General features: G+C 39.6%; 15 protein-coding genes. 8 read left to right on the top strand and 7 right to left on the bottom strand.

Going from position 1 to position 12,908, the window contains the following annotated elements; genetic code table 11:
* Positions 1-32: 32 nt before the first annotated feature.
* The 3 genes from BTO08_RS22115 to BTO08_RS22105 form a co-directional block, all read right to left on the bottom strand.
* Complete coding sequence (locus BTO08_RS22115) at positions 33-542, bottom strand: peptidase (protein ID WP_105062733.1); 510 nt, start codon at positions 540-542, stop codon at positions 33-35.
* Between the two features lie 99 nt (positions 543-641).
* The gene (locus tag BTO08_RS22110) at positions 642-1,316 is read right to left on the bottom strand and encodes a hypothetical protein (RefSeq protein WP_105062732.1); all 675 of its coding nucleotides are present in this window, start codon (positions 1,314-1,316) and stop codon (positions 642-644) included.
* Positions 1,317-1,442: 126 nt separating this feature from the next.
* Complete coding sequence (locus BTO08_RS22105; RefSeq protein ID WP_105062731.1) at positions 1,443-1,571, bottom strand: YHYH domain-containing protein; 129 nt, start codon at positions 1,569-1,571, stop codon at positions 1,443-1,445.
* 591 nt (positions 1,572-2,162) lie between these two features.
* Between BTO08_RS22105 and BTO08_RS22100 the strand changes: the two genes are divergently transcribed.
* Entirely contained in the window at positions 2,163-3,122 is a 960-nt protein-coding gene (locus BTO08_RS22100) for a DNA-binding protein (RefSeq protein WP_105062730.1), read from the top strand.
* An 889-nt stretch (positions 3,123-4,011) separates the two neighbouring features.
* Here the strand turns inward: BTO08_RS22100 and BTO08_RS22095 are convergent.
* Complete coding sequence (locus BTO08_RS22095; RefSeq protein WP_105062729.1) at positions 4,012-4,317, bottom strand: helix-turn-helix transcriptional regulator; 306 nt, start codon at positions 4,315-4,317, stop codon at positions 4,012-4,014.
* Positions 4,318-4,829: 512 nt separating this feature from the next.
* On the opposite strand from BTO08_RS22095, the gene BTO08_RS22090 reads away from it, so the two are divergent.
* The 4 genes from BTO08_RS22090 to BTO08_RS22075 all read left to right on the top strand — a co-directional run bounded on the left by BTO08_RS22090 (position 4,830) and on the right by BTO08_RS22075 (position 7,493).
* Positions 4,830-5,399, top strand: a complete 570-nt coding sequence (locus tag BTO08_RS22090) for a Crp/Fnr family transcriptional regulator (protein ID WP_105062728.1) — start codon at positions 4,830-4,832, stop codon at positions 5,397-5,399.
* 68 nt (positions 5,400-5,467) lie between these two features.
* Positions 5,468-6,085 carry an isochorismatase family cysteine hydrolase gene (locus BTO08_RS22085; RefSeq protein ID WP_198038541.1) on the top strand — a complete coding sequence of 206 codons (618 nt, stop codon included), beginning with the start codon at positions 5,468-5,470 and terminating at the stop codon, positions 6,083-6,085.
* An 11-nt stretch (positions 6,086-6,096) separates the two neighbouring features.
* Positions 6,097-6,471, top strand: coding sequence for a RidA family protein (locus tag BTO08_RS22080; protein WP_105062726.1), 375 nt, complete (start codon positions 6,097-6,099; stop codon positions 6,469-6,471).
* Between the two features lie 422 nt (positions 6,472-6,893).
* Positions 6,894-7,493 carry a recombinase family protein gene (locus BTO08_RS22075; protein WP_105062725.1) on the top strand — a complete coding sequence of 200 codons (600 nt, stop codon included), beginning with the start codon at positions 6,894-6,896 and terminating at the stop codon, positions 7,491-7,493.
* Positions 7,494-7,714: 221 nt separating this feature from the next.
* On the opposite strand, the gene BTO08_RS22070 is transcribed toward BTO08_RS22075, so the two are convergent.
* Complete coding sequence (locus BTO08_RS22070) at positions 7,715-8,278, bottom strand: TetR/AcrR family transcriptional regulator (protein ID WP_105062724.1); 564 nt, start codon at positions 8,276-8,278, stop codon at positions 7,715-7,717.
* Positions 8,279-8,407: 129 nt separating this feature from the next.
* Between BTO08_RS22070 and BTO08_RS22065 the strand changes: the two genes are divergently transcribed.
* Together BTO08_RS22065 and BTO08_RS22060 are read left to right on the top strand one after the other, a co-directional pair.
* Positions 8,408-8,869 (top strand): DUF417 family protein, encoded by a 462-nt coding sequence (locus tag BTO08_RS22065; protein WP_105062723.1) that lies wholly within the window; start codon positions 8,408-8,410, stop codon positions 8,867-8,869.
* A 15-nt stretch (positions 8,870-8,884) separates the two neighbouring features.
* The gene (locus tag BTO08_RS22060) at positions 8,885-9,130 is read left to right on the top strand and encodes a hypothetical protein (protein WP_105062722.1); all 246 of its coding nucleotides are present in this window, start codon (positions 8,885-8,887) and stop codon (positions 9,128-9,130) included.
* A 424-nt stretch (positions 9,131-9,554) separates the two neighbouring features.
* On the opposite strand, the gene BTO08_RS22055 is transcribed toward BTO08_RS22060, so the two are convergent.
* A complete protein-coding gene (locus tag BTO08_RS22055; RefSeq protein ID WP_105062721.1) occupies positions 9,555-10,664 on the bottom strand; it encodes a Fic family protein in 1,110 nt (369 codons plus the stop codon).
* A 479-nt stretch (positions 10,665-11,143) separates the two neighbouring features.
* On the opposite strand from BTO08_RS22055, the gene BTO08_RS22050 reads away from it, so the two are divergent.
* Positions 11,144-11,365, top strand: a complete 222-nt coding sequence (locus BTO08_RS22050) for a hypothetical protein (protein ID WP_105062720.1) — start codon at positions 11,144-11,146, stop codon at positions 11,363-11,365.
* A gap of 393 nt (positions 11,366-11,758) precedes the next feature.
* On the opposite strand, the gene BTO08_RS22045 is transcribed toward BTO08_RS22050, so the two are convergent.
* On the bottom strand, positions 11,759-12,908 hold a 1,150-nt coding region (locus BTO08_RS22045), incomplete at its 5' end, for a Y-family DNA polymerase (RefSeq protein WP_105062719.1).

The following is a 12,908-nucleotide window of genomic DNA, read 5'->3' as shown; positions in this document are numbered from 1 at the left end:
TATTTATGCGTACTCGTACGTTTTTATTATTTTTATTGCGATATTGTATACTTAACATCATAAGGTGTAGCTTCAATAATGGTTACAATGTAACCACTAATTGGTAATACTTTCTTATTTAATGGGAAAAGAAATTCTATGGTGTTGGGAGGTAATTGTGAGATGTTGGCATCTCTCTTATTTGCATGTGTGACCATTATATTACCATTATATCCAGAAGAAATAGTTGATGAACTATTCCCATAACGCGTAAAGACATTCTCATCAGAATGAATAGTTACATCGGTATATCGTAATATTAATTGATTATCTTTTGTCAAACCTTGATATCGTAATTCTGAATGACCTAGATTGACTTTTCCGCCATAAATATCAGCTTTACCGAATGCATTGGGTAGATCTTTTGTTTTTGCGATACTAAAAAAGCTACCTCCAATAGATGTTGATAATGGTGTATTTAAAGCTACATCAACAGTCTTGTAATTTTGAATTTGGGCACATCCAGTTAAAGATAAGGCTACAGCTAATAATATTATTTTCATTTTTTTTACGTGGTAGGAATTTTGCTTTTTTATATATAAAAAAAAGAAAGTTGCCAATAAAATAAATGTTACAAAATACGATATAGCTATTGTTTATACTTATAATGATTGAGATAAACCATCACAATATGATCTCATATGGTTCCAATCACTTGTAACCCTATGTATACCGTGACGATTTCTATTATTTTGCCCCAACATTCCAGTATGAGCTTGGCAGAAAATCTCTGTCGTTTTATATGTAAAATGAGATTCTATACCTTCCTGAATGTTATTAACGATTTTTAATCCACACGCTTTTCTTAATGCATTAAATGTTTCTTTACCAAGACAGATCACAATAGATGGTTTAATTATATCTATTAATGGAATCGCAAAATCTAATGCTGCTCTATACATATCTTTTGCAGGAATCCTAGTATTCATTGCACCAGGTTTTATGAAAGGGAATAAATTAGTTGAATAGGTATCTTTAAGTTCTAAACAAAAATGTTCTAATAATAATTCTTTTAATTTTATATTTGTTTTAACTGATGGAGTATAACCATACCTTAAAGTTTCTTGGCATACATCTTCCCCAAATGAATCTGATGAACACCAATCTTGCAACATTACTAAAACTTTAGCATTTTCATTATGCGCTGAAATACTATATGGCGAAACAAAATTGCATTCGTATGCACCATCGTTGTAATCACCAATAGATGTATATCCATCATAAACTGTTTGCTGTCTTTTTCTTGCTAATGCTAAAAGCTGTTCTGATTTATTCATCAAGTATCCCACTCCCTATCTGAATACTTTGTACTAAGTAGATGCATTTCTGTGCGTTACATTGATACATGTCTCAATTCCTAAAAGCCACGATAAGCGACTTTTAGGAAATTCATGTAACGGAGATTAATGGCAGTGATAAACACCTGTTTTGCTATTTGTATGACAGCCTTTACTGTCCGTACCACCTGAATGCGCCATTGCAGTGGATACCAAGCCAAAACTTACAAGAAGAACTAATGCGGCCTTTTTCATTTATTGCTCCGAAATATTTATGCCCTAATTTGGGCGGTCGGAGTATTCCACATGCATATTCCTCAGAAAAGAAAATATGCAGCGTTATTAATATGTAGTAACAAAATATTAGCTATGACAATAAGTTGCCACTTGTGGACACTCTGAGGATAAGAGCCGCCAGCGAGACGCGACATTCATTTCAAACCACGCCCTTACACCATCACGTTAAAACGCCTTCGTGTAAAAAGCCGCAATGCAAGCATCGCCACACCAAGGCAACGACATGGTGTTGTCGGGGCGGTTTTCCATTCATTTTGCCGCTGGCTAGCTTAGGAGCTTGCTTCCAACCCCTATCCCTAATCTTGGGGAAGTTTACGCTTCGCGCAAACAAGAGCCGTTCGCACCGTAATGGCTCACGTTCTTAGGTCTAACAGCATCTGTCTGTGGTTCGCCATTACCGTGCGTTTGGGTTTCGTGGGTGCTGGCGCTTCATAATTACGGCTACTTTGTCTTTTTCTTCTAAATTAAACGAACGAACGCTGTTCGTTCGTTGTTTTTGTTCGTTTTTTAGATTATAATTTATACAGGTTAATTAATGGCGGTGATGATATGAGCGTTTCTCTTAGTGGTAATCAGTTACAAGATAAAGTGACCCTAATTTGTAATGATCTTTATGCGAAAGGTCAGAAGGTGAGTGTTCGTATCGTGCTTTCAATGCTGCCTGATGTCAGCAGCACCTCAACCGTTCATAAATATTACAAAGCATGGAAAGACGAGCTTGAGGCAAACCAAAAATCACTGCTTGAAAAAATGGGTTTCTCGGAAGAGTTTACCCGTGTATTCATGGCTGAAATTACCCGCCACGCTACCGAAGCCGAACGTCGTTACCGTGAAATCGCAGAAGATGCCAAAGAACAAAGTCTATTGGCCATTGATGATTTAGAACGAGCTGAAGATCGTTTATACAAGCAAACCGCCTTGCTTGAGCAGCGTGAAAAGCAGATCAAAGAAGTAGAGGCGGAGCTCGCCCAGGCTGATAAATCACAGCAAGCGATTACCCAAGAGTTACGCCAACAAATTGAAAACCTCACCGAGCAATTGGGTGAATCAACGGCTAGCAACGAGCGTTTACGTACTGAACTGGCGAAAAATGAATTACTGCTAGAAAGTAATAAAGAGCTAGTTGCATCAACGAAAACGCAAAACATTGAGCTGAATGATCAGATCAAGCAACTGAACGTGGAAGTGGTTGAGCTATCTAAAAACATTACCCGTCTTGAATCTTCACAAGAGAGTAAGCAAGAGCTTATTGAAGAATTAAAAGCGAGTAAGCTATCAACACAAGAGCAAAACCAACAGCTTGATAAAGACTTGCGTGAGGCTCAACAAGAGCGAAACACACTACAAGCATCACTGTCTGATGCTAAAGCATCTTTATCCACCAATACTCAGCGTTTAGAGCAAGCGCAATCAGAGGTGGTTGAGCTTAAAACGAATGTTAAGCAGTACATAGAAACGCTCCGTCATTATGAAGGGTTACTTTCTAAAGAGAGTAATTCTGCAGATTAATCTATTTTGAATATCGCTTACCTACGAGGCCCTGAAATATGGGCTTTATTTGATGGATTTATCACTTGCGGACACTCCGAGGATAAGGCCCGCCAGCGAGACGCGCCATTCATTTCAAACACACCCTTACTACCATCACGTTAAAACGCCTTCGTGTGAAAAGCCGCAATGCAAGCATCGCTCACACCAAGGCAACGTCATGGTGTTGTCGGGGCGGTTTTCCATTCATTCTACCGCTGGCTAGCTTAGGAGCTTGTTTCCAACCCCTATCCCCAATCTTGGGGAAGTTTACGCTTCGCGCAAACAAGCCCCGTTCGCACCGTAATGGCTCACGCTCTTAGGTTTAACTGCATAGGTTTGTAGTTCGCCATTACCGTGCGTTTGAGTATCGTGGGTGCTGGCGCTTCATAATTACGGCTACTTGGTGCCTTTTGCTGGCACAAAGCAGCCTTAACATAATGGTTTTTATGCGAAATGTTACGTGCCTAACCCCAGCAAGCTGGCGGGCACTGGGCACAACGCATAAAACGGCAATTATGTTAAATTTTCCGCGCTCAGTTTGGCATCGATGTTCGCTTTAGCCACAAGCCAACATCAAAAGCGGCCTGTTAGTGTGGTTACATTTGGCCTCTTATTGGTGTAGTTAGGCTGTCATGTTGGCAGTCCTGCCAATTACCTCGCGCTTCGCACATCGGCTTCCACAACCTCCCCCGCCCACCCAATGTAGCCCGTCTGGTGCTTAAAAATGGTGTCTACGCCTTTGGCCTGTCCGTATTTGGTTACAGGCTTTATTTACTGTATTTCTATAGCGGCCTACGTGGGCTGGTCGTTGCGGTAAATCAAGATCAAAAGCAATAAAAAAGCCTGCTGGCGCAGGCTTTTATCGTTTTTAATGCGGTACGGCTTCAGCAATGTTCGGTACTTTTTTTAAGTACCGTTGTTGAAGCTCTTCAAATAATTCCATGGTATCAAAACTGTCTAACGAGGGACGTTCGCCAGTAAAATACGCGACACTTTTATTAAAAAGTGCCGATAGTGTAATCAGTGTATCTAGTCGTGGTAGTGTTTTTCCGTACTCTAAATCTAAGTAGGTTTGCCTTGCTATTTTCAAGTTTTTAGCTGCATCGACTTGCGTCATGCCATGTTCTTCACGGACTTGTTTTAGCAAAAAGTGAAATGCGTTAGGGGTGTTCATTATTTTAGTTCTTCTATATTTTTATACGTTGGACAAAGAGATTGTATCGCTAAACGGGAAGTTGGGAAGTAGGGAAAAGTGATTTTTCGTATAAATGGTGAGGGTGGAAAATTGCCACTAACTAGACGATATAACTCCTTTTTTAATTGTTCTTCTTTTCTATGACTTAGAAAATAATTGCTTTCTGTTGCGGTAGATATAACAGATGTTATGTGAAATGAGTGGGTAACTTCGCTGATATGGAATGATATTAGCGAAGTTGGTTATGACAAAGTCGCTTGGTGATCACACGCACTGGCGAAGCGAGTTAGCTAAAATTTGGACAAAACCCAGCTCGGCCCAATTACCGAGCTGACTTTTAAAAAATTGAAAAGGGGCAAATTTAATGTGAAGAAGTCACAGACTATCGTTACTTTAAATAAATGTCAGACATTATCGACTGATTGGAATGCCAATAATGTATAGTACTATTCCCATCGATAGTGCCCCCTAGTCCCAAGAGCAGGATCTACATGTCATACCCAAACTTCGATAATTTGCTGCTAGAGCTTGGCTTAAGTGTTCCCCAAATTGAAAATTTACTGTTTAGTTTTAAAACTGCACAGTTTAAGAAGGGACACCACATCCTTAATATCAACGATGTATTTAGTCATGTATACCTACTAAGCGAAGGCGCAGTACGTTTTTACTATCTTACTCCTGATGGAAACGAAGCCAACAAATTGTTTTTGTTTGACAAGGATGTGTTTTTCCCAGTTGCCCCTATTGCGCGTAACCGCCCAAGCCTATTCGGCATTGTTACCTGCGAACACACACTTCTTCGATACATAGATTTCGATCAATTCAAGGAGCAACTAACCACTCTCAATATTTGGGACAAATTCTACATGACGTACCTAGAGTGGTTAGCAGATGCCAAAGTTGATCGAGAGTATCGTTTATTGACCCTAGACAAGTCGGAGCTTATTCACCAACTTACCCTTAAAGAGCCCAAATTGTTTGAAAGAATCAGTGACTGCCATATTGCCAGCTATTTAGGAATGAGCCCTGTAACATTCTCAAGATTAAAACACTCACCTTAACATTTGATAATGCGCTTCTTTCCCACCACATATAACCTTTTATTTCTTCCGAATAATAGGGACTAATGATGGAAAAATTAGATTTATTACCAGAGCAGACTGCACTTGTTTTAATTGAATATCAGAACGAGTGGGTAAGTGATTACGGTAGTCTGAGAAGCGAGCTTGTTTTAGATGAAGAGCAATTTGAGCAAGCAATTACTCACTCTAAAAGAGCTTTGTCTTTATCTAGAGAGTTAGGGTTTACTGTTATTCACGTTCTCATGAAGCCCGACAAACAATACACAGTTTTCGGGAAAGCGGAATTTGGGCTAAGAAGTGCCATTTCCAAATCCAAACGGTGGCAAGGGTTTCAAGGGGAAATTCATCCCGATTTTCTGCCTCAAGAGAATGAACATACGGTCACTGAACGGATTGGTGCTAGTGCGTTTTCTGGTAGTAATCTAGATTGCTATTTAAGAAATAACGGTATTACGAATCTAATAATAGCTGGCTTTGCTACTCATGTATGTGTGGAGTCGACTCTGAGATCAGCTCATGACCTTGGATACAATACATTTGTTGTTACTGAAGCGACTGGATCTTTTACGAATATGCAAAAGTCGTATTTTAGTGAGCATGTTGTCCATCATTTTGGAAAAGAGATTCGCGTGTCTGATTTGTATTCGTTGTCATTATTCAATTAAAGGAGAATGTAATGGTAGAACGGCAGTCTTATAAAAGCTTACCAAAAGAAGTAGGGCCCTATGTACATGGAGTCAAGCACAATGGAACACTTTATATCTCTGGGCTAACAGCTTATGGTACCGATGCTCAATCTAAGACACTGAATGAGCAAAGTTTAGAGGTGCTATCTCAAATCAATAGAATTTTGGTTCAGAAGAAATGCCCCAAAGAAAACTTAGTGAAAATGACTATTTTCGTGAGAGATATCTGTCAAGTGTCTGATATCCGTGAACATCTTTTTGACTTTTACCGCGGGCACTATCCTGCCAGCTCACTTGTTGAAGTCTCGAATTTATTTCATCCCGATTTACACATCGAAATTGAAGCTATTGTAGCGTTACCTTAGGGTACTTTTTAAACTAATTTTGTGGAAATTTAAGATACAATCTACGACAAGATAAACTAAATATTTTCGAACTCCAACAGACGGCTGGTAACTGGAGTTCGAATCTGTATTAGATATGCTAGGGGAAATATGGTCACTATAGTAAAAGCTTGCGTTCAAGCCTAACTTTGTTTGGGGCAAAAGTTAGCTTCGCCATTAAGAAATTAAATTTTATATCAATAACCCTTTATCAATAGATAATGATTATTAATCGTTACTAGCTATCAATTTGTTCTATTTTTTTATTTTTATTGGTTTTTACTTGTATACCCTAAAGAAACCACTCTCCACTGCCTCTCAGCCCTTACCGCTTCATTTGTGAAACCATCTATACTAAACTGATTTGAGAAACCAACTTAAATTAAACCTGTTTAGGGGAAACCATGCTGATCCGTGCTTACCTTCGTGCCTCTACTACCGAGCAAGATGCCCAACGGGCAAAAGAAGAACTCAAAGCCTTTGGCGCTAAGTTTGATAGTCGTATTGCTGGCTATTACATCGAAAACCAATCTGGCACCAAGTTAGAACGGCCAGAACTTAACAAGTTGATAGATGACAGCGAAGCCGGTGATGTGTTGCTGATTGAAAAGATGGATCGTCTTACTCGTTTACCTTGGCTTGAATGGAAAACCTTAAAAGCGCGCATAATGGAAAAAGGCTTGGTGATAGTAGTGGTAGATCAGCCAATGACGTATGCGGTGTTCAGTGCGGGGGAGCAAAACAGCATTACCTTGGCTTTAACTGAATTCATGTTGGATTTAGGCGCCGCGATGGCACGTGATGATTACGAAACTCGTCATAAACGCCAAGCGCAAGGCATTGCGAAAGCAAAAGCAGAAGGTAAGTATCGTGGGCGCCGTGTGAATGCATCCCTGCATCAAGATATACGGGATCAGTTAAAACTTGGGCGGAGTTATTCAGAAATACAGCAGAAGTTAGGGTGTAGCAGGGCGACAATAGCGAGGGTGGTGAAAGAGAGTTAGTGTTTGTAATGTGTCTTATATTGATTCTTTTGTGTAAAAGATTCGATATATTAAATTGGCGAAAAGTTAACTGACAAAGCGACGACAACGAAGAACGACTCCCTATTGGGAGCTGCTCTTATCGCTGAAACTGAGTTCTTACGTATGGCAATATGTATAATGATATACAGGTGACTAATTGCTATTTTTTACCTAAAAATGTAAATAAAATAATCGCAGTATTAGCTTTCTAATATCGTAGTAAGATACATCTTTTTAGCTAGCGGGATCAGTGTTTGATCTTCTGTGATTTGTAAAGTGGCAAGTAACCCATTGAAAATAAGTTCAGCCTGTTTAGCTTTATCTTCCGCCCCTATAATGCCTTCGTTCTGCAATAATTCATCTAACATCGTTAATCGTTTTTCTTTATAGCCACTGCAAATTTGGCTGATATTTGGATCAATTTGATTGAATTCACTGTAAGCCAATTGAAAATAGCAGCCATGAAAAGCATGTCGATTGAATAAATCTAATAAGCCATCAAAGCGGCTAGACAGCTTTTGCTCCAATGTTTGACTGTTATCACTATAAAGCAATTCAAGCTTTTCAATTGCTTGTTGGCTAAAGATTGCTAGTGCTTCCGCTATTAAATTTTCTTTTGAATTGAAGTACTTATAAATAGTAGCTTTAGATACACCCGTTGCTGACGTGATGTTGTCCATACTGGTGCCATGAAAACCATATTTAGAACATAACTCAATGGTTTTATTGATAATATTTGTTTTCTTTTGTTCTTGTTTTGACATGAATAGCTACCTCAATAGTCACTACCTTTTATTATATCAAACTAAACTGTTTAGTTCAAAATGGTTGACAGGGCTTAGTTTAACCCATAAATTAAACTAAACGGTTTAGTTTAATTTGTGAGTGATAATATGAATGATATAAAGCAACAGTCATTAGGTTGGGTAAAGACGCCTTTAAGCTATAAAGTTGGTGTTTTCGGTGTTGTTTTACTTTTATTGTGGATCGGTATTTTTAAATTCACTCCCACAGAGGCAGCAGCAATAGAACCATTAGTGAAAAATCACCCATTAATAGGCTGGTTATACAGCATTTTATCCGTTCAGGGAGTTTCAAATCTTGTCGGTATTAGTGAAATTATTATTGCGGTTGGTTTGATTTATAGCTTTTTTAATCCGAAAGTTGGGGTGTTTTTCGGTGTTCTAGCGAGTGTTCTTTCAATTGTGACGTTAAGCTTTTTATTCACAACGCCTGATACATGGAAAATAGTTGATGGTGTTCCTACGACATCGTTCTTTTTAGTGAAAGATATTTTATTCCTATCGGTTTCGTTACAAGTTGTTGAATTTAATAAAAAATCACTTTCTCTGTAGTTAAAAGGAATTGTTATGAAAACGGTATTTAAAACATCAATCTTAGCAGCTTTTATTTTCTTTTTTAACTCGATGGCATTAGCTAAAGATGGTGATTTCAAAGGTAATGTTAGCTTTAATAAGATGAATGAGAATCAAGTATTAAGTTATCGTTATATGGTAGGAAAATCGGCAGAGCGATCGCATTCAGGTATCGTGTTTAAGCAGAATATTTCCTTTCTATCATTTGAAAAAAAGTTATTGTCTGCTGCGGATAAATGACGAAGGTATAAAAGTCGCTCTTACGAGCGGCTTTTTTCTTATATACACTATTCTGCCCCATACCACTCCCCAGCAACACACATTGATAGAGTCTCCCATCCAGCTCATTTGCATCGTTAGGCCTTTGCCACTTTCCTTTTTGAACGTGATCCAATCTATTGTCGCAAGGCTGTTGTTAAAATAAGGATGGCCATCTTGTTTATCGATACGAATTGTTAGTAGCTGCTGTGGCGTTACAGGCAACTAAAGCTTGTTGCTGCCATGGCGTCAATATGCTTAATACACTAATGTTAGTGATTGGTTTGAGTATATAAATCCTAATTTTTCAGGGTTTTAATGTAAACTTATGTAAGTTACGTAAATTGCATAAGTTACGTAACTTTAGTCAATTAAAAGCGGTTGGCTTTCCACTCGGCAGCATCTATTAATCCTTCATAACCGGTAACAAATAGCGGGTACTACGACCGCCCGATCCCGATTTCACCAAACAACCCAATTCAACCAACAACGCCAAATGACGGGTTGCGGTTGGCTTACTGACCTTCGCCACCTTATGGTATTGGCTAGTATTGATCCCCTGCTCAAAGTCACCATCCAACATCCGATTGAGCACTTTCACTTGCTCTGCGGTGAGCTTGGTTTGGTCGATCTGGCGCCAATAATTGGTTTTAAACACGGTTTGATCGATCTCCGTTAACACCCCATCAAAAGTGGCATTCAAGGTAGTTAAAAACCAGTGTAGCCAAGCGGTAATATCGAGGTCGTCTTTTTGGGTTTGCTCTAATACCTCATAGTAGCTGTGGCGGTTAGCCAAGATCCCCACCGACATTGCATAGAACCGAACCGACTGCTGCTCGGCTTGGGCTAATGCTAAATCTGTCAGCAAACGGGTGATACGGCCATTACCATCATCTAACGGGTGAAGGGTCACAAACCATAAATGGGTGATCGCTGCACGTAGTAAAGGGTCGAGTGACGTATCGTTTTTAGATCGGTTAAACCACGCAATAAAAGTATCCAGCTCAGGCTCAAGGATGGCACGGTGTGGCGCCTCAAAGTGCACAATGGGCTTATCAATACGGCCCGAGACAACCTGCATCGGCGCATCGCCCCGTAACTGGCCACCAATCACTGGGTTAAACAGGGTATAACCTTCAGGGAACAAACGTTGATGCCAGGTTAAGATCCGCGAAAGCGTCAGTGGCGTATCGAGATTTTCCACCGCATCAAGCATGATCTCAGCTAACCCATCGGTTTGCTCGGTGGTTGGAAACGGTTTTTCTTCCGTCATCCCTAGCTTATTTGCCAACGACGAACGCACAGAAAACGCATTAAGCTTTTCCCCTTCAATGGCACTGGAATGGACAATGTTAGCTAGCAGCGTATCCAACATACTTTGTTGTTGGTTCGGCGATTGGCAGGTGATTTTTCCCAGCAATATGCCTTGGTTAAGACGTGTTTGCCTCACCATTGGTTCAATGATGGCTTGATCCCAGTGAAAATGAGGCCAGTTATCTTGCTGCCATACCCACATAATTGATCCTTTGATGCGAAAAGAGTGCTTATTCAAATCATATTGTGATTCGAATAAAAGAATTAATCAAATCAAAAGATGTAAAAGTGGTAAGTTCGGGAAAGCAAAAGCAGAAGTTAGGGTGTAGCAGGGCGACAATAGCGAGGGTGGTGAAGGAGAGTTAGTTTTGTCGTGTTGGTAGTAATGTCGGGGACGAATTGCTTTTACTGTGATTTGTTACGTCCTTAACAAATAATTAATGCGGAATTTTAGCCACAAGTGATGCTGAAATGATGTAAAACAGGGTTTAACGCCCTGTTTTTATTTGTAATGTTATTCTGTGGTACGCGATAGATTCTTTAAGTTAAATAGGACTTTTTTTAGCGAAAAGACATATAAGTATCGAGTAGTAGGTATCTTTAAGATAAATATGAACGTCATCTTATAAACTAAATTTATTCCGCTATTATTTATAATGTGTCAAATAATTAGGGAGGTTGATGACTATGTTTTCATTTTTTAAGAAAAAAAAAGGAACAAGCTCAATAGCTAAAAGTAGGTTACTTAATGATATTAGTGCAATTAGACCATTTAATTTAACTCAGATAAAAAAAGAACTATCTCATGTCATTAGTAAATATGAGTGCATTATTGATAGTCAGATAGATTTGAAAAATGATGCTTTTAGCTCAAAAATAAGAGTTTATCTAAAATTACGTTAATAATTGATGTTAAATGATCTTCCATCGAAGAGTTTTTTGTTTGGTAATTATAACGTATCTGTCAGCTCCACTTTAAGGTGTCACATTTTACCATCTTAAAAATCAGTACACATAAATTGAATTACTGTTAAATGACCGCCCATCGAGGCGGTTTTTTATATTTGGTATAATGGGTTAACAAAAACTGGTGCCTTGGTTCTGTTGTATGGCGAAATGCTCCCGTATAGCCAAGTAAGATGACTTAATGCACTAGATGTCACCATAAAACCAAATCGGACAGGTGTCCGATATGGTTATCTATTTATGTAGCTAGTGTGCTATTTAATAGTAATTTCCGATATCAACCGTTATTGGCCTCTATCTTCAACTCTCAAGCTAATTCATTTCTTTCCACTAAACACACTTCACCACCACAATGTCTTTAATGTCGGTGTAGTAGTTCTCTAGCTCTAACATTTCTATTTCTCCCTGCCGTTCGTGGTAGCTGCGTTGCTGACATGCAAAACCGATCACGCCTTTACCAAAGCGATCGCTTAATTGGTCGAGGGTGTTGTTTAAGGTGTCTTTGTTGTCAAAGCGGTTAAATAACTCGAACTGTTTTACTTCGGCATTAATCAGGCTTGGGGCACCTACGCCCACTTTGTATATCGGTTGCTTGGCAAGGTTGTCGGGGATCAAATCATCGAATAAGGCGCGCAATTGTTGCAGGGCAAAACTGGTATCGGTTAGGCCGTTTTCGAGTGTCAGTTCACCACGGCGATAAAACGGTGGGCAACGGTCGTATTTTGAGGTGCTGACAAATACGGAAAGGGTTTTCATCTCGCTTTTTTGGTCACGTATTTTGCGCATCACTTCGGCGCAGTGGTGAGCTAATTCGGCAAAAAGGTCATCTCGGTGATGCAGGCGATCACGGTAAGAAGCGGTCGACCATATCTGTTTTTTCTTTTCTCGCTCAACGGAAATATCTAAACAGGCGATGCCATTCAGCTCTGAAATCACGTTAGCCACGTTGATGGAATACTGTTTGTGGTAGGTTTTGGTGTCGCACTGTTTTAGTTGGTAGGCGGTTAAAATGCCTTCTTGTGTCAGGTGTTTATTCAGTTGTCTGCCAATGTTCCAAAGTTTACCTACGGGCATTTGTTTTAAAACGGTATCGGTTTCTTTCTCGCTTATTAATACACATTGTCCCTGGTAAGGTTGGCAGTTCTTCGCTGCCCACGAGGCGACTTTGGCCAAGGTTAGGGTTTTGCCTACACCAGCGCCTGTCGGTACACCGGTTTCTTTGTAAATGGCTTTGCGTAGGGCTTGTACGTGTTCATTCAAATCGACGTTAATTTGGTACAGGTGACTCACATCGTAAAACACTTCATCTACGCTGTAGCGCATGGAACGGGCACCTTGTATGTGCTTTTCAAGGGCTGTCATGAAGCGATCTGAATGGTGAGAAAAGGTGTTGAAGTTGGCTTTATATACAATGCCTTTGTGTACCCGTAGGCGGTCTATTTCTTCCCATATTGGGGTAAATTTTGAAATCCCGATGTTA

Source organism: Photobacterium angustum, assembly GCF_002954615.1.
Taxonomy (GTDB): Bacteria; Pseudomonadota; Gammaproteobacteria; order Enterobacterales; family Vibrionaceae; genus Photobacterium; species Photobacterium angustum_A.
Note: the sequence above shows the minus strand (reverse complement) of the source record. Positions and strands in the feature narration are given on the sequence as shown.